The 21,000-nt window shown below is 68.4% G+C and carries 16 protein-coding genes; 2 read left to right on the top strand and 14 right to left on the bottom strand.

The annotated features are described in order from the left end of the window. Positions 1 to 56: 56 nt before the first annotated feature. The 5 genes from HY049_01690 to HY049_01670 all read right to left on the bottom strand — a co-directional run bounded on the left by HY049_01690 (position 57) and on the right by HY049_01670 (position 4,902). Entirely contained in the window at positions 57 to 1,514 is a 1,458-nt protein-coding gene (locus tag HY049_01690; GenBank protein ID MBI3447623.1) for a hypothetical protein, read from the bottom strand. A 28-nt stretch (positions 1,515 to 1,542) separates the two neighbouring features. After that, positions 1,543 to 2,202 (bottom strand): hypothetical protein, encoded by a 660-nt coding sequence (locus tag HY049_01685; GenBank protein ID MBI3447622.1) that lies wholly within the window; start codon positions 2,200 to 2,202, stop codon positions 1,543 to 1,545. Positions 2,203 to 2,257: 55 nt separating this feature from the next. Then, positions 2,258 to 2,974: a hypothetical protein gene (locus tag HY049_01680; GenBank protein ID MBI3447621.1), complete on the bottom strand. Its 717-nt coding sequence runs from the start codon at positions 2,972 to 2,974 to the stop codon at positions 2,258 to 2,260. A 193-nt stretch (positions 2,975 to 3,167) separates the two neighbouring features. Further along, complete coding sequence (locus tag HY049_01675; protein ID MBI3447620.1) at positions 3,168 to 3,653, bottom strand: hypothetical protein; 486 nt, start codon at positions 3,651 to 3,653, stop codon at positions 3,168 to 3,170. 64 nt (positions 3,654 to 3,717) lie between these two features. After that, positions 3,718 to 4,902 (bottom strand): hypothetical protein, encoded by a 1,185-nt coding sequence (locus HY049_01670; GenBank protein ID MBI3447619.1) that lies wholly within the window; start codon positions 4,900 to 4,902, stop codon positions 3,718 to 3,720. A 94-nt stretch (positions 4,903 to 4,996) separates the two neighbouring features. Here HY049_01670 and HY049_01665 point away from each other — a divergent pair, with 94 nt between their 5' ends. Next, the gene (locus HY049_01665; protein MBI3447618.1) at positions 4,997 to 6,904 is read left to right on the top strand and encodes a sulfatase-like hydrolase/transferase; all 1,908 of its coding nucleotides are present in this window, start codon (positions 4,997 to 4,999) and stop codon (positions 6,902 to 6,904) included. Between the two features lie 41 nt (positions 6,905 to 6,945). After that, a complete protein-coding gene (locus HY049_01660; GenBank protein ID MBI3447617.1) occupies positions 6,946 to 8,856 on the top strand; it encodes a sulfatase-like hydrolase/transferase in 1,911 nt (636 codons plus the stop codon). A 13-nt stretch (positions 8,857 to 8,869) separates the two neighbouring features. Here HY049_01660 and HY049_01655 read toward each other — a convergent pair whose 3' ends face one another. The 9 genes from HY049_01655 to HY049_01615 form a co-directional block, all read right to left on the bottom strand. Beyond that, entirely contained in the window at positions 8,870 to 9,439 is a 570-nt protein-coding gene (locus HY049_01655) for an RNA polymerase sigma factor (GenBank protein ID MBI3447616.1), read from the bottom strand. Further along, positions 9,436 to 13,929 (bottom strand): hypothetical protein, encoded by a 4,494-nt coding sequence (locus tag HY049_01650; protein MBI3447615.1) that lies wholly within the window; start codon positions 13,927 to 13,929, stop codon positions 9,436 to 9,438. Before HY049_01650 ends, HY049_01655 begins: the two co-directional genes overlap by 4 nt. Positions 13,930 to 14,454: 525 nt before the next feature. Further along, positions 14,455 to 15,570, bottom strand: a complete 1,116-nt coding sequence (locus HY049_01645; protein ID MBI3447614.1) for a radical SAM protein — start codon at positions 15,568 to 15,570, stop codon at positions 14,455 to 14,457. Between the two features lie 30 nt (positions 15,571 to 15,600). After that, entirely contained in the window at positions 15,601 to 15,864 is a 264-nt protein-coding gene (locus tag HY049_01640) for a PqqD family protein (protein ID MBI3447613.1), read from the bottom strand. Then, complete coding sequence (locus tag HY049_01635) at positions 15,833 to 16,771, bottom strand: hypothetical protein (GenBank protein MBI3447612.1); 939 nt, start codon at positions 16,769 to 16,771, stop codon at positions 15,833 to 15,835. Before HY049_01635 ends, HY049_01640 begins: the two co-directional genes overlap by 32 nt. A gap of 125 nt (positions 16,772 to 16,896) precedes the next feature. After that, a complete protein-coding gene (locus HY049_01630; protein MBI3447611.1) occupies positions 16,897 to 17,391 on the bottom strand; it encodes a signal peptidase I in 495 nt (164 codons plus the stop codon). Positions 17,392 to 17,530: 139 nt separating this feature from the next. Further along, positions 17,531 to 19,510: a hypothetical protein gene (locus HY049_01625; GenBank protein ID MBI3447610.1), complete on the bottom strand. Its 1,980-nt coding sequence runs from the start codon at positions 19,508 to 19,510 to the stop codon at positions 17,531 to 17,533. Next, complete coding sequence (locus HY049_01620; GenBank protein MBI3447609.1) at positions 19,507 to 20,448, bottom strand: polyprenyl synthetase family protein; 942 nt, start codon at positions 20,446 to 20,448, stop codon at positions 19,507 to 19,509. Before HY049_01620 ends, HY049_01625 begins: the two co-directional genes overlap by 4 nt. After that, a partial coding sequence (locus HY049_01615) for an ATP-dependent Clp protease ATP-binding subunit (GenBank protein ID MBI3447608.1) occupies positions 20,449 to 21,000 on the bottom strand: 552 nt, incomplete at its 5' end.

Raw genomic sequence — 21,000 nt, 5'->3', positions numbered from 1 at the left:
TCGGTGAGGAGGGCTCGTGTCCCTCCTCACCGACGATGGATCAGACTTCCGTTCGACTACTGGATCTGAACACTCTGACTCGCGCCCGAGGGCTCCGCGACGACGATGACCGTGCGCGTTCCCTTGAGCTGCGTGACGCTGGCGGAGAACTTGTAGCTCGAGGCCGTCCCGCTGCCCGTTCCAGTCGCGGGGACGGTTCCGAGAACGGTGTTCCCCTTCTTCCCCACCGCTTCGATTCGATACGACTTCGTCGAGAGCTCGGCGGACGCCTTCCACGTGATGGTGACGGCGCCGGCGCGCTCACGAATGGCCTTCAGCTCGATCGGTGACTCGGAGACGAGCGGTCCACCGACGCAGGAGGCCGGGGAGGTGACATCGTAGCCGAGGTCGCCGCAGATTCCCAGGCGGCAGTTGGCGACCGTCTGGGTGGACGTTCCCGGAGGAAGGCCGAAGTACGTGTGGAGACGGACGCACGAGTCGGCGTTGACGAGCTGGGACGCCGAGTTCGTCGGGTTCGTGTACGTCGCCGCCGCGGTCCAGCCGGTCGGGCTCAAAGAGCTGATCGGGTTGTTCGCGTCGACGATGGCCTGCGTCTCGACCACGTAGCGGATGAAATCGCCGCCGAAGTCGCCCGTGCCCATGCCGCCGCCCGGGACGCCGGTGTTGGTGGAGGGGAGGTTCCGGTTGTCCCTGTACATCGTGACGTCATTCCAACCGAGGGTCAGCGTGTGCGGGCCGACGACGGTCGGAGTCGAGACGTCGCGGACGAGGCCGAGCGGATCCGCCGTACCCTTCTTGCCCGGGACGGGCTGCCAGGGAACGATGTTGTGCACCGCGGCATTGAAGGGGTTGGTGAGGCCGTTCGTCACATCCTTGAAGTTGTAGAAGCCGGGGCGGACGTCGCCCTGGCTGGTGCGGATCATCGTGGTGACCGCGGCCACCGCGAAGTAGCTCCCCGTGGACTCACGGAGGAGCGTCCCCATCGGGGAGTCCTGCACCCAGTTCCTGCTCGCCGCCGCGACGGAGTTCGCGTCGTAGGCGTAGTTGCGGACGTAGTTGACGTTGTAGAGCGGGTTGAGGATTCCGTCCTTGCTGAGCGGGAGGGCGGGGTCCTTGACGTTGTCGCAGCAGCCGTCGACGCCCGTGTTCGCCCAGTTGTTGTTGCGGAGGCACAGGGCGCCCACCGGCGGCACGCTGGAGCCGATCGACGTGCGGGCATCCTCGAGGCTGATGCCGAAGACGCCGTTGTCGTTCCCGTTGAAGATGGCGCCGGTGCCGTTGCCCGTGCCGGAGGAGCCGGAACCATCGTTCGTGTTCCCGTTCCCGTACCCGATCTGCCAGAACACCGCGCTCACGCTTCCCGAGCCCGCGGGTGCAGGGTTGAAGTATGCGCGATCCGCGCACTGGAAGATTGCGAAGCCGCCGAAGTCGAGGCAGGCCGCAAAGCTCGCGGGTCCCGCTGACACGACGGCGACGGCGGCCAGCACCGCCAGCGCCCTGAAGCCCCTCTTCATACCAAACCCTCCTCTGCTCCCGAGAGATTTAGAAATGTGATGGCGTGCAGACCTTCGGACCCTGATTCTCCAGAATCAGGACCGCCTCCCCTAGGACCAAGCTCCACTGGGCAACCGTGCCGCAGGTGTGCGTCAAGACGTTGCCCGTGCAAGCGTCGAATCGGCTGACGGTCGCCGTGTTGCTCAGTCCGCAATCCACGCAGAAGTCCTGGGGCGTGACCGCCGTCGTATGGTACTTGATCGGGATGACGTTCGTCCCGTTCGGTGCCACCGCCAGATTCTCGATGCGGATCTGGCCGTTCGGGATGTCCGAGCCGACGATGACGCCGCTCTTCGTTCCCGTGGGCTCCTGGATCATCATCCCCTTGCCCGCGAGCAGGTTGAACTGCTGCGCCTGGGTGCAGACGTGGATGAAAACGTTCCCCGTCCCGTTCCACTGCGTGATCTGCGCGGTGCTGCTGAGGCCGAGGGCCGTGCAGAGGGCGTTGAGCCCGCCCGCTCCCTCGTAGGGGCTGTGGTCCGGAAGGGCGACGAGATTCTGTCCGACCGGGGCCGTCCCTTGCTGGCAGATCTGCTTGTTGAGCTTGAAGGCCATGTTCGACGCCGACGCGGTCATGTTGGCCGCGACGAGCGCCAGCACGGTGCAGGCGACGATCGCCGCCGTCCTTCCGAGCTTCTTGTCCGCCATTTTCAACTTCCTCCTGGCCCCGGCCCCTCTCCGGCGCCCTGGAATCGTCAGTCGTTTAGAAGATCAGCGGAGTCGCGCCACCACCCGGCGTCGTCACGCCCGGACGGAACAGGACGCCTTCACCGACGCCGAGGACGGCGGTTGCGGCGGACTGGTCGCACGTCACGGTATCGACCGTGCCGGTGTCGGCGTGGAAGCGCGCGACGCTCGAGGCGGCCGTCGTGAGACCGAAGGTCTGGCAGATGTTGAAGAGCTTGCTTCCCGCGTAGGTGACGGGAACCGGCAGGAGGTTGTCACCGAGAACGCCGGGGCCCTCCACGTACGCGATGTAGGGACGCGTGCACTCGACACCCGGGATTCTACCCGCGTTGCTCAGGGTGGGGCGGATGAGGACCGCCTGTCCGGGGGTGAAGGTCGGGGCCGCGGCCTGCGAGCAGTCGAACGTGGCGACCGTGCCGGCCTGCGCGTTGAACTGCTGGATCGTCGACGTCGTGCCGATGAGCGAGAAGCGGCGGCACAGATCGAAGAATCCGTTGGTGGTCGCGCTGCCGGGGTTGTTGTTGACGGGGCTGACGGCGGGGATGGAGACGATGTTGTCACCCTTCGGGCCCGGGACGTCGGCCGTCAACTGGAGGTTCATCAGGGAGGCCACACCGCCGCAAGCCGGGGGGCCCGGCGGAGTCTGGGCGAGAGCCGGGCTGGCAACGAGCGCCGCCGTTCCCGCGAAGACCGCCGCCATCAGAAGTGCGTGACGCAGTGACGTCTTTCTCATGGGTTACTCCTCCGACCGAAGTTTTGCCTGGACTCCCCAGCCCCCCCAGAGGGTTTCATCAGGCGGGGTACACCATGCCACACTCGCGAAACGGCTTGAGGAAGATACCGCGAAAACCCTTCCAGTCAAGCCAAAAGCTCAACGTTTCGACCACGATGGTCCACCAGAATGGCTCGTCATTCAACCGGGTAATTCATTCAACCAGGTAATAGGTGACTGCGGCGTCCGAGGGGGACCGATCGACGTAACGATGCCCCTTCACCTCGACGCCGGGCGCCGAATAGACCGACTTTGCCGACGTCGCCTGCCTGACGACGTAGGCGTCTTTGGTCCCGTCGGACCACTCCAGGACGATGCCGTCGCCGCTCTGGCTGACCCGGAGGTCTGCGGCGGCCTGGCGCTCGATCGAGGTGGGGGCCGAAAGGGATTGAACGGGAACGGAAGATGTGAAGTACGCGAAGACGACGATGATCGCCGCGCCCAGCGCGGTGGCGAAGGCCGGCGCCCTCTTCAAAATGCCGGCCGGGATGAGAAGCCAGCTCGCCGCCTTCGGGGACGCCTGCCCGGCCTGAGTCAGGATTCGGGAGCGGGTGGCTGCCGAGAGGCTCTCACCCGCTTCGTCCGCCGCCAGAGCCCGGAAGGCCTCTTCGAGCCGCCTGTCGGCACCGCCGTGTCTCATGCCGTTCGAGCCTCCAGAGAGATGACGTTACGGAGGCTCATACCGGCCGGTCGGGGGAGATCGTTCAACGCCCCTGAAATAAAGATTCCTTCGCGAGGGCGAGGGCGGCGTCGTAGCCGTAGCTGGCGCGCGCGGCGGTCAGCGCCGCCTCCTGCTGGGTGGGGTCCATGGTCAGGCGGGCCCCCAGGAGGTCGGCGAGGGACCCCTCCCCCTTGAAGACCTTCTCCTTCCACTCGACCCCGAGGCGGTCGAGCATCATCACCTGCGCGGCGCCGGCGATGGGGACTCTCAGGGCCAGGTGCCCGGCGTTGACGGGGGTGTCGACGAGGCGCCCGACCAGGAGCTCGAGCCTCCAGAGAAGGCCGTACTGGAAGGAATGGTACGACGGGTCGACGTCCTGGATGGGAGGGGGCTCGAGGACCTTCTGCGCCGTCAGGCGCATCGCGGCCGACTGGGCGAAGAAGGCGGGGGCCTCGAAGAGCTCGACGCGCCTCTCGAAGTCCGACGACTTCCCCAACATCGCCCAGCGCGCGCGCCGGATCGCGAGGAACTGGCGGGCGAGATCCTCGAGGACCATCGTCTTGCCGGCGTCCGAGAAGAGGAAGTCGGCGAGAGCGCGGTTCTCGATCGCCGTCAGAGCGAGCAGCTCGGGAGAGAGGGTGGCGGCCGGCGCCGGCGCGGGGTTCATGTCGGCGGGCATCCCCTTCGAGGCGGCGTAGACGTGGGCCATCTCGTGGATGATCTGGGGGATCACCTTCTCCGCCGGAGAGGCGCCGTCGGCGGGGTCGGCGAGCGTCTCACCCGCGACGTAGAGGGCGGTGCTCTTTCCGGCGAAGCTGAATGGGGATCCGGCCCCGGCCGGGAGGACCACCTTCGACGAGAGGTAGATCGCGGGCTGATTTGCGGTCGGCTCCATCACCCGGGTGAAGTCGGCGGGGGGCGACGCGATGCCTGTGAGGAGCGCGAAGGAGGTCTGCCCGGCGCGGCGCTCGACGTAGAGGACGGGGATGCCGTTCGGATCGAAGTCGCTCCAGAGGTTGTCGCGGATGCCTCGCGCGATCCACCAGGCCCCCTTCAGCCTTCCGATCGCCTGCTTCTGCGACGCCGCGGGCGCCTTCGGTGCGTCGGCCGCCCGGGCCGCCGTCACGGCGCCGGCCATCGACGCCGCCAGGGAGCCGGCGGCGATTGCGGCCACCGCCATCATCTTGATACCGCGCGCGCCGCGCGAACAGGTCTCGTTGCCTCGCAAGGTGACCATCCTTATAATGCCCCCCTCGTGGACGAAGGCGGCGATTATACGTTCGCCTCCCTTCCCCCTCAAGGACGTTTCCCATCCCCTGCCGATGACATCACACCGAGTTCTCGCCGCGGCCGCGGCGCTTGCGATCGCGGCGGGCTCGCTCGCCGCCTGCGGCGGCGCCCCCGCCGACTCGCGCCCCGACGTCGTCCTCGTCACGATCGACTCGCTGCGCGCCGACGCCCCCGGCTTCATGGGGGGAAAGGTCGAGACGCCGGCGATGGACGCGCTCGCCGCGAAGGGGATCACCTTCACGACGGCCATCTCGCCGGCGCCGCAGACGCTCCCCGCCATCGCCGCGATCCTCACGGGGATGTACCCCGAGGGGACGACGGTGCACGACGACGGGATCGACCGGCTGCCTCAGGCGATCCCGACGCTCGCGACGCTCTTCAAGAAGGCCGGGTACGCGACGGGGGCCTTCCCGTCGGCGATGGCCCTCCATCCGAAGCACGGCCTCGCGCGCGACTTCGACGTCTACCAGGATGCCTTCAGCGAGGTCGCGCGCCTTCGGACCTCCCCCGCCATCGGCATCCCCGCGGCGAAGATCGTCGATCGCGCCATCGAGTGGCTCGGCGCGCTCCCCCCGGGGAAGCGATCGTTCCTCTGGGTTCATCTCTTCGATCCGCACTTCTTCTACGAGCCGCCGTCTCCTTACAAGGAGAAGTACGCCGACAACCCGTACGGCGGCGAGGTGGCCTCGGCCGATCACGAGCTGGGGCGCCTGATGAAGTGGCTCGAGGATCACGGGCGCGACGCCACGTCGATCATCGTCCTCGCGGGGAACCACGGCGAGGCGCTCGGCGAATCGGGGGAGGAGTACCACGGCATCCTGCTGCGGGAGACGACGCTTCGGGTTCCCATGGTCCTCCGCGCCTCGTTCGCGAACGGCGGGCGCGGCGCCGTCGGCAAGTCCGCCGATCCCGTCAGCCTCGTGGACATCGCGCCGACGATCGCCGATCTCGCGGGGCTCGATCGCGCCGGCATGCAGGGGACGTCTCTCGCCGGGTACGCCGGGAAGGGAGAGCGCCCCGCGGCGAGCCGCGCCCTTTACTTCGAGACGATGCTGCCGCGAACTCTCTTCGGGTGGGCGCCTCTCCGGGGCGTCCGCGAGGGGGGGCTCAAGTACGTCGAGGCCCCCGGGACGGGGCACACGGAGCTCTACGATCTCGCCGCCGATCCGAACGAGGAGCGCGATCTCGCGCCGGCGCGCACGGCCGACGCCTCCCGCCTCGCCGCAGAGACGGTCCGCCTCGGCGGCGCGGTGCCCGCGCCGAGAGCGCTCACCGGCGCGCAGGTGGAGGTCGTGAAGGAGCTGGGGCTGCCGACCTCACTCGCTCCCGGGGCGCCGAAGCTCCCTTGGGAAAACGTCGGCGCGGGAAACGCGGCGCTGAAGGGGCACCGCTCGCTCCAGCGCGGGCTGATGCAGGCGGCGGCCTTTCTCCTCTCGGATGCCCTCAAGCGCGACCCCGCCAACGAGCTGGCTCTCCTCGACTCCGGGACGATGCTCATGATGATGCGGCGCTTTCCGCAGGCGGACGACAGCTTCAAGCGCGCCCAGGCGGCCGCCCCCGCGGACGGCGAGACGTACCACGAGCTGGGACACACCGCGCTCGTCGCCGCGCGCTCGGCCGCCGACGCCGAGAAGGCGCGCAAGCTCTTCGAGCTGGCGGTGAGGCTCGATCCCCTCAACGAGGAGGGGCTCTACGACGCCGCCTGCGCCGTCGCCTCGACCAACCCCGACGTCGCGATCGACTACCTCGACCGCGCCGTGAAGAACGGCTTCCGCGATTTCCAGCACATGTCGCGCGACACCGACCTCGACCCGATCCGCAAGAACCCGCGCTTCGCGCAGGTCACCGAGGGGAAGGCGGTCGCCGCCGCGGGCCCGGGCGGGCCGGCCGGCCGGACCGGACCGAGGTCGCCGAGCGAGTCGACCCCCGCGCCGCGATGACGCGCGTCTCCCGGGGCGCGGCGATCGCTCTTGGAGCCGCGATGGCGTTCGGGATCGGCGCGGCGATCGGCGCGACGAGCTGCGCCGGGGCGCACGGCGCGCAGCCGGCGCGCAACATCGTGCTGATCACGATCGACACGCTCCGCACCGACCGCCTCGGCTGCTACGGCGGACGGCGCATCGCGACCCCCACGATCGACGGCCTCGCGGCGGACGGCGTCCTCTTCGAGAAGGCCTTCACGCCGATGCCGCTGACGGCGCCGTCGCACGCCACGATCATGACCGGGCGCTACCCGATCTCGCACGGGCTGCGCCTCAACGGCACGTCGATCCTCGCCGACGGCGAGACGACGCTGGCGGAGATCGCGCGCGATCGCGGCATGCGCACCGGCGCGGTCGTGAGCTGCCTCGTGCTTGCCGCGAGGTTCGGCCTCAACCAGGGTTTTGACCTCTACTACGACGAGGGGATCGCAGGGACCGCCGAGGGGCACGGCCTCTGGTACGACGAGAGGAAGGCGGTCAAGAGCGTCGCACGGGCCGTGAAGTGGCTCGAGGCGGAGTCCGATCGCCCGTTCTTCCTGTGGCTCCACCTCTTCGACCCGCACCACCCGTACGATCCTCCCGAGCCCTTCAAGCACACGTACGCCAGCCGGCCGTACGACGGCGAGGTGGTCTACGCCGACCGCGCCCTCTCCCGCCTCGTGCAGAGGCTGAAGGACCTCGGCCACTACGACGACTCGATCATCATCCTGGCGGGGGATCACGGCGAGAGCCTCGGCGAGCACCAGGAGTCGTTTCACGGCACGTTCATCTACGACGTCACGACCCACGTCCCCCTGATCGTGCGCGCCCCCGGCGGGAAGCACGGCGCGCGCGTCACGGACATCGCCTCGACGATGGACATCATGCCCACCGCCCTCGAGGCGATCGGGGCGAAGATCCCGGCGAACGTCGAGGGGTTCAGCCTCCTTCCGGCCGTCCTCGGGAGCGGGCGCGTCCCGGCCCGGACGATCTACCTCGAGACGATCTACCCGAGCGCGACGTACGGCTGGGCCGAGGTGAAGGGGGTGAGGATGCCGAACCTCAAGTTCATCGATCTGCCGACGCCGGAGCTCTACTCCCTCGAGGACGACCCGCGCGAGCTGGACAACATCCACGACGGCGATCCGCGCCGGGCGCAGATCGCGCAGGCGGAGTACCGCGACGTGACCGCACGGCTCGACGAAACGGCGCGCAAGGACACCAAGACCGCAGACCTCGACGAGGACTTCCGCAACCGCCTTCTCAGCCTCGGCTACATCGCAGGCAGCCAGTCGAAGGCGCGCAAGGGGCCCGCGCGCGATCCGAAGGACGTCGTCCTCCTCATCGAGCCCCTCGGCTTCGGCCGCACACTGATCGGCGAGAAGAAGTACGACGAGGCGATCAGGCTCCTCACGCTGACGGTGAAGGCCGACCCCGAGAACAAGATCGGCCTCGTGAACCTGGCGCAGGCGTACGCCGCCGCGGGGAAGCGCGACGACGCGAAGCGGGTGCTGCGGAAGGCCCTCTCGATCTACCCCGACAGCGAGGAGATCTACCGCATCCTCGGCTGGATGCTCCTCAAGGAGCAGTCCTACGACGAGGCCGAGAAGCTCATGGCCGAGTTCGTGAGCGTGGTCCCGCGATCGTCGCAGGCCCATTACATGTACGGCTTCGCCTTCTTCTACGCGAAGAAGTGGACCCTGGCCCTCGAGGCCTTCGGCCATTCGCGCGAGCTGAACCCGAACTTCGCGAAGGCCGCCTACCTCGAGGCGATCTGCTTCGAGGAGACGCACCGCCGCGCCGAGGCGATGAGGTCCCTCGACGCCTACTTGAAGCTCGAGCGCGACGTCGAGTCGCTCTTCCGGGATCCCTACTTCGCGGAGCTCCGGAAGTCGACGGAGTTCGCGGACCTCGTGCGGCGATATCTGTAGCCGGCCGCGGCGGCTACAGCTTCTTCCTCAGCCGCTCCCTCGCCCGCATCGCATGGCGCCTCACCGTGATCGGATCGAGCCGCAGGATCTTCGACACCTCCCACGTGCTGAGACCGTGGATCTCCTTGAGCACGATCACCTCGCGCTCGCGCGGGGCGAGCGTGAGGAGCGCGAGGCGCAGCCGCTCCTTCAGCTCGAGATCCTCGATCGCCGGCATCGCCCCCGACGGGAGCGCGTCGAGCTCCGGCTCGAGGGACGAGGAGGCGCCAGGTGAGCGTGCCGCCCGCATGTGATCGCGCGCGACGTTGATGACGATGCGGTAGAAGTACGCGGTGAAGCGGCGACCGCCCCGGTACGACGCGATGTGCCGGAAGAGCCTGAGGAAGCTCTCCTGCGCGATGTCCTCGGCGTCCTGGCGGGAGGCGCCGAGGTTGCGGGCGATGCCGATCGCCTTCCCCTCGAAGCGCCTGAGGATCTCCTCGTAGGCGGACTCCTCCCCGTCGCGGGCCCTTTCGATGAGGAGGTCGAGCGATCCGGCGGCGTCGTCGTCTGCGCCTGCCAGCGTGAACGACTGAGACGTCAAAGGGGACTCTTGTTGCCTCGCAGGTCGACCACGATGACAGTGTAGTATTTCCGGGTCACGATGACCGGCACGTCCGCGCTGTTCGTCTGGATGTTGTCGATGGAGGGCGACAGCGTGTCGACCCTCGATCGCGGGATGGGCGTGTCGCTCGCGTAGAGCATGTACTTCGAGACCCCGGTCGCCCCCCCTTTCACGTTCATCGTGATCGGGCTCCACGAGAAGTGGATGCTGGTGCCGCCGCCGTTCAGGCTCGCGAGCAGATCCGAGATCCCCGCCGGGAGCTCGTTGCCGCCGCCGCTCGTGAAGCCGCGCTTGTCGGTGCTCGTCACGAGGTAGTAGTAGTTCGGCGCCGCCGACTTCGCCCCGGGGTCGTTGTACGTGACGAGGCTCGGGTTCGAGATGGTCGCGACCCGCGTCGAGGAATCGAGCGGGAAGGTCGGGATGAGGCCGCGGTAGATCGAGAACGAGCCGATGGCCGTCGGGTTGCCGTAAATGTCCGCCGCGGGCGGCGTCCACTGCAGCGTGAGCGAGTTTCCATCGGACGGCGTGACGAAGATGCGCAGATCGCCGATGATCTCGGGCGGGTTCTCGCCGGAGAAGACGCTCGGCTTGCCGGGCATCTCCGCGGTCGGCGCCGACTCGAGGCCGGAGGTGTTCTTCGCCGTCAGCTTGAGGTAGTACGTCGTCCCGTTGGTGAGCCCGCCGATCGTGGCCCCCGTCGCCGTCGGGTTGGCCATGAAGGTCTGGTTGTAGGGCCCCCCTGGCTGCGTCCCGTACCGGATGACGTAGTTCGCGAGATCGTTCTCGGAGTTGGCGAGCCAGGCGACGCCCAGCTTCACGCCGCTCCCGTCGCTGTAGACGTACGCGCCGGCGGGCGTGGCGGGGGGGTTCGGGTTCGCAGGCCTCGCCCAGACGCAGTCGGGGCCGCTCGCCGGAAGGTTCGCCGTCACGCAGTCGGAGTTGAAGTTGCTCCGGCGCCCCTCGTACCCGGAGCCGTCCAGCGCCGAGACCTCGTAGTAATAGGTCTGCGCGTTGACGACGTTCGGGTCGGTGTACCCGGATCCGGTGAGCGCCGCGGGGGTCACGGTCGCGAACGGCCCGGACGGGCTCGTCGCGCGATAGACCAGCGTCTTCGTGTTCGGATCGGCGCTCGGGGTCCACGAGAGCGTGACCAGCGCGTTCGCGGAGACGGCCGCGAGCGCCGTCGGCGGCCGCGGGGCCGGCACGGCGAAGTGGCTCGTCGGATCGCCGACGAGCATGTACGACTGCTCGTCGAGGACGGAGCCGAGCGAGCCGAGGAGGAGGCGGACGTTCGTGATGAGGGGGCCGAACTGCCGCATCTTGTGCGCGCCGAAGATGTCCCCGTAGACCTGGGTGTTGATCGCCTCGCCGATGAATGAGAACGAGAGGCCCGCGGGGGCGAAGAAGGCCGCCGCCCCCTTCCCCGGCGCCTTGAGGAAAGTCTCGCTGAGCGCCTCCTGCCCGAGGGCGTGGAAGCCGCCCGACAGGCAGTTCTCGTTGATCATGAACGAGTAGGTGTTGTTCTGGGCGAAGCTCGCGACGTCGCTCGTGAAGAGCCAACCGTCAACCCCCCAGATCGAGAAGGCGCCGTGACCGGTGTACGTGAGGAGCGAGTCCCCGGCGTTCTGGGCGGCGATGATGTCGTTCAGGAAGAGCGTGTCGAACGTCCCGTTGTGGCTGTTCCCGAAATCGTACTTCGCCGTGTCGAAGTAGAGCTTCGTCGCGGAGAATGGGGGCTTCGGGTTCCAGAAGCCGTCCGCGACCTCGTCGGTGATGCGCTGGAACTCGCTCGACTCTCCCGGGACCTTCCCCTCGTCGGCGATGAAGACGCCGCGCCCCTGCCAGCCCCCGGCAGGGGTGAGCGTCTCGTAGTCGAGGAGCTTCTGGAAGACGGTCGTCGCCTCCGCCGCCGTGCGGACTGAGACGCGCCCGAGATGGATGTCGGGGATCTGATCGTTCCCGTGGAAAGCCGCGATGAAGGCGTCCGACGCGTAGAAGCCCAGGACCGCGCTGTACTGGAACATGATGTAGGTGGGGACGTGGTTGATCCAGTCGCTGCGGGCGAGGTTGTTTTTCGGATCGGCCGTCGTGTCGCCGACGATCGTCAGGAACGCGGGAGGGGGGCGATTGGGATCGAGGAGCGGCCCCTTCCAGTTCTGGTAGGCGTACTCGAGGAAGTTCTTGATCGCCTCGGGATGCTGGATGCCGTAACCGAACTCGTCGTAGACGTCGAGGATGCTCACGACCTTGATCGCGTAGCCGTCGACGGCCGCGCGGTGGTTCCAGTACGCGGTGAAGGCGCTCCCCCCCGACTGGTCCATGACGTTCGGGTCGCCGAGGACGATGACGTCGGCCTGGTTCGTCGGGTCGAGCAGTGTGGAGGGAACGTCCTGGACGACGGTGTCCGGGAGCAGCAAGCCGCCGGCCGGTCCCGCGAGGTAGTACGTGCGCGTCGCCCCCGCGTTGGGGTCGAGGTCGCTCGTGAAGGTCAGCGTGCGGTTGCTCCCGCTCCCCGAGAACGCACCGTCGAGGACTCGCGTGGGGAGCGCGATCGCAGGGCCGCCGAACGCGTCGGGAGGCGCGACCGTGCCCGCGATCTCGAGGAGCTCGACGCTGGCGGCGACGTTCGTCGAGATCCCCGACACGGCAATCCGGTTCCCCTGGTTGGGAACGCCGAACGTCAGGCCGTCGGAGACCGCCTGGAAGAGGCGCCGGTACGCGACCTCGGTGAAGTCGACCAGGAGCTGCTCGTTCGCGGTCGTCCCCTGGAGGCCCGGCTGCTCGATCTTCATGACGACCGAGCCGCCGAGCGAGGACTGCGGGAGCGTGACGGGCTGCTCGACGAAGCTCAGGCCGTTCCAGCACTGGGCCGTCGATCGCGCGGCCGTCGAGTTGAGCTCGACGACCGTGAGGTGATCGGGGACCACCGCCGGCTCCTCCGTCGTCCCCCTCATCCGCACGGTGATCGTCGCCGGCGTCGGCGAGGCGGTGTTCACCCCCGGCGTCGTGACCTTGCAGGCGGGGCAGTAGTGCGTGCTGTTCGGGTCGGTGACGTTTCCGTCGAGGTAGTTCGTGCCGGTCGGGATCCCCGGGTTCGTGTAGACGCACGTGTTCGCGTCGGCCACGACGGCGCCCGGGTTGCTGTTGAGACGCGGCGCCTCGAGGAACGGGTCGTCCCCGCCCGTCGGCTGGTAGAGGTTGTCGATCTCGGTGTGGATCGTCTCGCCGAAGTCGGTCGCGAGCGGAAGGCCGAGGTCGGGCGGGGCGGATTGCGTGGCCATGCGGAGGCGCGTCCCGCTCATGTCGACCGAGAGCCAGTAGACGTTCTTGTCGCCGTAGTCGTCGTACTGGTAGATCCCCGGCGACTGGCCGAGGCTGAAGTTCAGGAGCGTCTCGGGGCCGTCCAGGCGCTGGCCGAAGAACTCGACGAAATCCCCGGTGTCGAAGCTCCCGTCCCCCTCACCCTGCACGAAGATCGGGATCTCGACCCCCCGGTTCATGATCTTGAACTGCCGGGGATCGGCGCCGGTGAGCCCCTGCGCGACGCCGGTCCCCGAGGCGGTCAGGTACGTGGCCGACATCCTGTACACGCCGTCCTTCGTCACGGTGAGCTTGTACGACGGGAAGCCGGACGCGATGTGCGAGCCGGCGCCGGCGACGAGGGACCCGTCGATCGCCGCGCCGGCCGTCAGGCGCGAGGGGGCGGCCGGTACGCCGGGGGCCGGGTGCGCGACCTGCGGAGGCAGACCCGAGCGGGGTCCGCGGAAGTACCGGCTCTCGTCGTAGTTCGCGAAGGTCAGCCTGTACTGGTCCTCGAAGAGGGGGTCCGGCGGGGCCGGGAGGTCCCCGATCGCCTCCGGCTCGACCCCCTCGACGACGATGTCGACGTCGAGCCTGCCGAAGAAGAGCGCCTCCCCTCCACCGGTCGGCGCGACCACCGGCGTGTAGATCACCTCGACGAACCTCTGATCGCGGAAGTATCCGACGTCCCCGAGGCGGATCGGCTCGGCCGGCGGGGCGAAGTCCGCCGGCGCGGGATCCGCGAGCTTCGCGGCCTGGCGCCGGGCCTCCCGCTTGGTCAGCGTCGTGGCGCGCGGCCGGGAGCGGCTCCCCATCCGATCGGAGGCGGGGGCCGGAGCGTCGAGCTTCAGCCCGGGGATGGGAGCCGGGCGCCCGCGCGTCCCGGTGATGCGGACGCCCCCCGACCCCTCGGGGATGGCGATGCGGATGGTGCGCGTGGGGAGGAAGATGTCTCCGTCCCGACCAACGTAGCCGAAGGAGGGAATCTGGACTTCAAGCGCCCCGTGACGCCGGGGCTCCCGGCGCGGAGTGGGGTCAGACGCGAAAAGCCTCAGCCGGGTCTGCCAGTGATTCCCGGATCGGGAGCCACCGGCAGACCCAACTAAGGCCTGATCGCTTGCGAGAGCGAAGAGGGCGAGAACCCCCAGTAGAACCAGAGTGCGGCGCATCGACACCTTGGGAACTTACCTCGTCGCGCCTCGTCCCCCCGCAGGGCGAAGGGCTCGGATTCGTGCTGGCGAGTGCGTGCCGCGGACAGGTCCCTGACGTCAGCTCGTTACCGGGCCGCCGGGGCAACTGTTGTCGTCCAGCTTGGCACACCTTATCGCCCGCGCCTCGATTGTTTCCGTATGAATAATGGCCGGCTTCTCGTATGTCTTCTTCATCGGGCTTGCCTCACCTCCAAAAGTCTTGCAACGATGGTCCCGCCAGGACCGAAATGCCGGCTGGCCTCCACGACCGAGAGAGATTCCCTCTCGAGCGGGACCAACCTTTTCTCCGGCCCCCCGCCCAGGGAGCCGGCCTCCTACCCCGCGTGCGGCCGAATCAGGATGTCAGGGGCGCTCCGCCGCAGTCGCTGTCGTTCATCTTGGCACATGTGACCGCCCTTGCCTCGATCACTTCCGTGTGCTTGATGACCGGCTTCTCATAAGTCTTCTTCATGCGTTCCCCCCAATGAAGAGCCCCTGCGGGACTCATCTGGATCCCTCCGATTGACGGCTCTGAATTGTGATGAACTTGGCGTGGTTCGCGGCGCGAACTTCGGCGTTCGCCCGCAGTTGCGGATAGATGTTTTTCGGATCTCCGGTCTGCACCTCGGCGACGCCGGCGCAGAAGGACGCGAAGCGCCCGAACTCGAAGTCTTTCAGCGTGGTCAGCGGGATCTCCTCCGCGATGCGCCGGACTTCGTTGAGGACCGGGGAGACGCGCCAGAAGCTGCGGAGATCGTCGACGTCCTTGATGTTGCCGGCCTTCCGGCGCCACTGCACGCACGGGTAGAAGTTCCCGTACGGATCGAGCGCGATGGCCGAGCGCCCGGTGCCGCAGACGGCGGTGACCTTCTCGTCGTTGCGGGGAACCGGCGCGTCCTCGTGGGTGATGTCGGCGAACTCGCTCGACCAGAGCCGGTCGAGGAAGTCCATGTCGGGCTGCAGGGCCAGCGGGCTCGTGTCGCCGTCGTCCCGCGGGGTGATCGTCGGATCGAACTCGACGTGGCATCCGAGCTCGTCGCCCAGCGCCTTGATCCCGCGAAGCTCTTCCTGGTTCCACTTGGTGATCGGGGTCTTCATGTTGACCTTGAGATCGTGGGCTCTCAGGTTTCGGATCCCCTGGACGACGCGGTGAAACGATCCGGGGATTCCCGTGAGCCGGTCGAACGACTCGGGGCGCGATCCGTGGAACGAAATCTCGATCTCGAACGGCATCAGCTCCTTGAACCTCTTCGCGACGATTTCGTCCACGAGGTAGCCGTTCGTGTAGACGCGGATCGCGAAGCCGAGCCTCTTGGCCTCCCACGCCAGCTCGAAGAAGTCGGGGCGCGTGAGGGGCTCGCCGCCGCTGAAGACGACGAAGATGCATCCGAGGTCGGCGATCTTCTTGAGGCCGTCCTTGATCTCCTGGGTCGACAGCTCGCGCGCGCCCTTCGTGGGGGCGTTGTAGCAGAAGGTGCACTTGTGGTTGCAGGCGTAGGTGATCTCCCACAACGCCGTCATCGGCATGGCGTTGTTCCAGGAGCGGGCCACGAGGTCGGTGTACGGGCTGACGCCGCCGTCGCTTCCCGGCGCCCCCTCGTTCCTCATCTTTGCCTGCATCTGTCGTTTTCCTCTGGCCGCCAAACGGCGTCAGGCGAGCATTTGATGTTTCCGGAGATCGTCGACGAAAGAGCTCACGTCGGCCTCGGCGATCTCCTGTTCCACCGCGTACTCGTCGCTGATCACTCGCGCTATCTCGACGACCGTCCTCTGTCCGTCTATCAGGTCCCACACCCTGGTGCCGATCGGGTTGAGAATATTGTACTCGCCCTTTCCCGGGACCACGATGAAGGCCTCGCCATCGTAGTTCCTGGATGCCGCGTCAGGGTGCTTCCGCAGCGGAGCCTCCGACATTCTCGACGATCCTCCAGAAACCCGGGTCCTTCCGGAAATGTAGCTTCTTCACCGGCGTCGCGAAAGCCATCTCGCTGACCACGTCGAGAATCCGCGGCGCCGATTCAGCCCTATCCGTCACGAACGGAAGGCTCTGGACGATTTGCCCGACCGCCTGCGGCCGACCCAGATCCTCCAGAAAATCCCGATCGTCCTGGACCAGCCGAAAGAGCCCTGCCAGCGGATACCGGGAGTTCGTCGTGGCCCCCGGCGTGACGAGCCCCCGGAATGGGACGCTCGTCGCCGCAAACCCGGCACCCTCCCGGACGATCATCAGCAGATCGTCGCTGAGGACCAGGTCTCCTGCCGACATCAGCGTGGTGGTCGTCTTCCCCGAGCCCGAGGGGCCGAAGAAAACGTACGCTCTCCCCTTCCTCACGATCCCCGCCGCGTGGATGAGAACGCCCCCCCTGGCCAGCGCGAGGTGCGCGAAGGCCACGCGCAGGAAGTTCTCGACGCAGCGGTCGAAGATCGCCCGCTCGCTCGACGCCGCCGCGAGCGTCGCGACGTGCCCGCCGAAACGGATGAGCGCGGCCCACTCGTAGGACCACGCCAGGAGATCTTCATCATCAAATCTTGTCAGGAGCCGGTAGGTCTCGGAAACCCCGCCGACCCTCGGCTTCAGAAACTCGTCCCGATCCGCGCGCCTGACGCTGACGACGAGGTCGGGCGCGGGCGCTGCATCACGTCGCGCGAAGACCCCGTAGCGCGCCGCGAGCTGTGCCTTCTGCTCGGAGGAGAGACCTTCGAGGCGGGCGCGGATGCCGGCGACTTCGAGCTCGAGGATCTCCGGGCCGAACGCGTCGAGTCGCCGATCGAAGTAGACGGTTTCCGGGTGGTAATCGGCAATGGACGCGGTGTCGCGCACGTCGCGGGAACTTCCCTCTCCCCCTGGCTCGCTCGACACGAGACGACGGGAGGGGAAACCGAGCCCATTCGACTCGGACGCCCCCGGCCCTTTTCTCTCACTCAGAAGCGAGTTCGGCGACTCTATCACCGATTTCCCCGACGGATCAAGGCTTTCAGGCCCATCTCCGACCACCCGCGACGCCATCCCCAGGTCGCCGCGGCCCCCAGCCACTTCAGATACCCTTGCCAGCGCCCCACGCGGCGAATGGATCGTGGCGACTGCGGCGGCCTCGATGTCTCCACCGCGACCACCTTCCCCACGATCTCGTCGACCGCAAAAGGCCGGTCAAGATACAAAAGCGCATCACCCTTCGTGAAGGCCACCCTCGGTATCCCCACCGGTGGAACCTTCCACATCAGGCGATGCACCACGAGGCCTGCGAGCGGACTCTCGTAGACGACTATGTCTCCGCGCCGAAGCCTCGAAGAACTGATGTTTTCAATCGTTAACCGATCGCCCTGGTGAAGTGATGGTTCCATGCTCGAGCTGGCGACCGTGACTACTGCCTGTCGACCCCCTTCAAAGAGCGTTCGTCGGAGAAGATCGGCGACCGCCCGACTGCCTCCGTTTTGACCCATCTTCGTGGTATCACGCAAATTAGGCCGCAAAAGCGGGTGGAATATACGGCCATCCCCAGGGTGAGTCAAAGCGAAATTTGGGATTTTTTCGGCTGTGGGCGGGTTTTCGGGAGGCCGCGAGCGAAGGATTCCGCCCGCGTCACTGGATATACCCCAACGATCGGAGCCGTTCCAGAGCCTCCTCGGAATCCGGGAATCGCCCGAGTGGGGCGACCCGATCGCCGTACGTCGGGACCCTGCCTGGCCTCCCCGGAAGGGCGACGGCGCCGGGGAGCCCCGGCGCCGGCGACCCCGGGAACTCCGCAGAGAGGGGGACGCCGGCCAGCGCCAGGAGAGTGGGCGCGACGTCGAGGGCTCCGAGCTCCCCTCTTTCTCCGGCATGCGTCACGTTGCTCCCGAATATCAGGACCGTACCTGTGGCGCCGGCGCCACGGGCCTCGCGGTAGAACCGCCCAGGGTCGACGAGCAGAACCATCAGATCTCCCGGCCGCAGCTCGCGGCGGAGCTCCGAGACCCCTCGATCCGTCTCGCGGAGAAGGAGCTCCTGCGCCGGGGACATCGACAGGGCCTGCTGGAGGCGGGCCGCGTCACCCCCCTCCCCGACGCGTGGAGCGCCGAAGGGTGCGAGGAGCCCCCCGAGCAGAATGTCCTGTCCGGGAAGATAGACGAAGAGCGACGCGACCGATCGCCCCACGACGATCTCCTGCGCGACGCGCAGCGCGAACCCATCGGCGACGAAGGCGTCGCGGAGGAACGGAGGGGGGGACGTGAGGGCGGCGGCTCGCGCGGCACTCACCTGATCGTCGTCGAGACGGCGCATGACTTCTGAAAATTCCGATTCGAGCTGTCTCGAGAGGGAGGGGGGGTGGACCACCCCATCATCTTTATTGCCCTCCGGTCCAATTCCCCCCCCGCGCCCCGCATTCGAGAGCCACGCCCCCAGAGCGCGATCGCTGACGGTCACCCCTCCCTCCTCCTCGGCCGGCCATGTCCCCCACCAGTTGACGACCGCGGAGAGCGCGCCGGCGGCATCGAGGATCTCCCAGATGGCGGGACACCTCCGGATGCCCGAGCTGAGCGGCACCGGCCCGGAGCCGCGATCCACCAGCGCGAGGAGCTTCAGCGCGGTGGCAATCCCGGCATCGACCGCCGGCGCCTCGCTCCCCGCCAGGAGAGGGGATCTCATCCCCGGGAGCCGGCGGATCTCGAACGACCGAACGCCGTGGATCTCCCCGGGAAACCCGGTGGCAAGAGTCGTCCACGTCTCGGGAGGCGGAAACGACCCGGGGGCGCGCAGCGTCCAGCTCGCGGCGCCGGCGACCATCTCGCGCAGCGTCGGGACCTCCGCGCGCGCCACGAGCGAGCGAAACGTCGCGTCGTCGAGACCGTCGAGGCCGATGACGAAGAGGCGCCCCGGATGGCCGGCCCTGACCATGTGGGGCATGGGTCGGGGAGGCTCCGGGCGCGGGGCGGTCGCCGCCCCGACGACGATGCCGGCGGTGCCGAGAAGGGCCGCGAGGAGGATCGGGATCGAGCCGCGGGCGCGCGCCGAGGCCGGCTCGATGCGCCCCCCCGCGACGGCGACGACGAAGAGGGCCCCCCCGCGCACGCTCCAGCCGACGATCCAGCCGGCGCCGGCGACGAAGATCATCTGGCCGAGGACCGCGAGGTCGAACCCGCCGCGCGCGCCGTGGCGCCAGACGAGCGCGAGGTAGAGGCTGACCGCGCCCCCGAGGATCCCCCCCAGGCGCGCGGCCAGGCGCTCGCCTCTTCCCACGCGCCGTCCCCGCCTCGTGAGCCATCCGATGAGCAGATCGCCGAGGCCGTTCACCGACGCCACGGCGAGGACGAGGATCGGGAAGAGGTACGCCGCGAGGATCGCGATGTCGCGCCCCCCCAGCACGTGCGGGCGGCTCAGCCTCGCCAGGGCGAGGGCGAGCGGGCCGGCGAGGATCAGTCCGGCCAGCACTCCCGAGCGAAGGCTTGTGAGGAGGCTCGCCCTCAGGAACGTCGCGCTCCCGCGCGAGTGCGGGGCGACGAATCCGGCGATGGGGTCCTTCAGGTAGCCGAGGGCGCGGAGCTCTTCCCGGACGTCGTCGAGAGACCGCTTCACGCTCAACGGTCGCGTCGCGCGACGAACAGCGCGAGATCGCGAAGCGTCTGGGAGCGCCGCCCGAACCGATCGAGGTGCGCGATCGCCGCGTCGACCAGCTCGCACCCGAGCTGCCGCGCGCCATCGACGCCGCAGAGGGTCACGAAGGTGGTGCGGTTCCCGTCGCGCCTCACGTCCTTTCCCGTGCGGAGGGCCGTCCCCTCCGCGTCGAGGACGTCGTCGGTGATCTGGAAGGCCAGCCCCAGGTTCTTCGCGTAGTGGCGTAGCGCCTCGAGGTCGCCCGCGGACGCCGAGACGACGAGCGCCGCGGCCTCCGCGGACGCGATGAAGAGGCTTCCCGTCTTGTGGCTGTGGACGAACTCCAGCTCGTGCAGCGTGAGGGCGCGGCCGTCCGCCGAGAGATCGGCCTGCTGCCCGCCGATGACCCCCGACGTCCCGATCGCCTCGCTGAACCGGCGCGCGAGGGCGGCTCTCACGCGGGGGCCGGCCGTCTCGTGCCCGGCCCACCCCGCGACGACGCCGTAGGCGTGGTTGAGGAGGGCGACCGCCGCCAGGATCGCGGTGGCCTCACCGAACGCGACGTGGGTCGCGGGGCGGCCGCGCCTCAGCGACGCGCCGTCCATGCTGGGGAGATCGTCGAGGACCAGCGACGCCGCGTGCACCATCTCGACCGAGCAGGCCGCCGGGAGAACGCGCTCGGGGTCGCCGCCGAGGAGCGAGGCCACGGCCAGCGAGAGGATGGGGCGGATCCGCTTCCCCGGGGCCAGCAGGGCGTACGCCATCGCGTCGTGCACGCGATCGGCGGCGGCCGCCTTCGGCGGGAGGAGGTCCGGGAGGCGCGCGTCGACGAGGGCGCGCTGCTCCGCGAGGAAGATCTCGATCCCGGCCGCGGCGCTCGCCGCCGTCGACGATCCCTTCCTCGAGGCGTGACCACGGCCCGTCAATCAGCTCTCCGCACCGTCCTCGCGCGCGTCGAGATCGGTCTCCTCGACGACGGTCTCGCCGGCCGAAGCCGGATCGAATCCCAGCTCGAGCCGGATCCGCGTCCCGTCGGCGTCGGCGACGATCCGGGTCGCGGATCGGAAATCCGCGGTGAGGGAGAGCCCCGCGAGAGGCTCCAGGATCAGCCGCCGCAGCGCCCGCGTCAGGTGGCGCGCCCCGAACTCGGGATGGAACCCCTCGCGCGCGAGCACCGCCGCGGCGGCGTCGGTCACGACGAGGCGGCGCCCCTCGCGCTCGAGGCCTGCGGCGAGGTCCTTCAGCTGGAGCCGTGCGATGCGGGCCATCTGCTCGGCGCCCAGGGAGTCGAAGTAGACGATCTCGTCGATCCGATTCAGGAACTCCGGGGGGAAGAAGCGCTTCAGCTCGCGCATCAGCGCCTTCTTCGTCACCGGCCGCGCGCCGTCGTTCTTCGAGTAACCCATCTCCTCGCGGCCGAAGAGGTCGGTCCCCGTGTTGCTGGTCATGACGATGGTGACGTCGCTGAACGACACGGT

Source organism: Acidobacteriota bacterium (assembly GCA_016195325.1).
In the GTDB taxonomy this organism is placed as follows: domain Bacteria; phylum Acidobacteriota; class Polarisedimenticolia; order JACPZX01; family JACPZX01; genus JACPZX01.
Note: the sequence above shows the minus strand (reverse complement) of the source record. Positions and strands in the feature narration are given on the sequence as shown.

Bases quoted from the DNA above. Each gene is read 5' to 3' on its own strand.
- HY049_01665 (MBI3447618.1), top strand. From the start codon at position 4,997: ATGACATCACACCGAGTTCTCGCCGCGGCCGCGGCGCTTGCGATCGCG.
- HY049_01660 (MBI3447617.1), top strand. From the start codon at position 6,946: ATGGCGTTCGGGATCGGCGCGGCGATCGGCGCGACGAGCTGCGCCGGG.
- HY049_01680 (MBI3447621.1), bottom strand. From the start codon at position 2,974: ATGAGAAAGACGTCACTGCGTCACGCACTTCTGATGGCGGCGGTCTTC.
- HY049_01675 (MBI3447620.1), bottom strand. From the start codon at position 3,653: ATGAGACACGGCGGTGCCGACAGGCGGCTCGAAGAGGCCTTCCGGGCT.
- HY049_01645 (MBI3447614.1), bottom strand. From the start codon at position 15,570: ATGCAGGCAAAGATGAGGAACGAGGGGGCGCCGGGAAGCGACGGCGGC.
- HY049_01690 (MBI3447623.1), bottom strand. From the start codon at position 1,514: ATGAAGAGGGGCTTCAGGGCGCTGGCGGTGCTGGCCGCCGTCGCCGTC.
- HY049_01650 (MBI3447615.1), bottom strand. From the start codon at position 13,929: ATGCGCCGCACTCTGGTTCTACTGGGGGTTCTCGCCCTCTTCGCTCTC.
- HY049_01685 (MBI3447622.1), bottom strand. From the start codon at position 2,202: ATGGCGGACAAGAAGCTCGGAAGGACGGCGGCGATCGTCGCCTGCACC.
- HY049_01630 (MBI3447611.1), bottom strand. From the start codon at position 17,391: ATGGGTCAAAACGGAGGCAGTCGGGCGGTCGCCGATCTTCTCCGACGA.
- HY049_01640 (MBI3447613.1), bottom strand. From the start codon at position 15,864: ATGTCGGAGGCTCCGCTGCGGAAGCACCCTGACGCGGCATCCAGGAAC.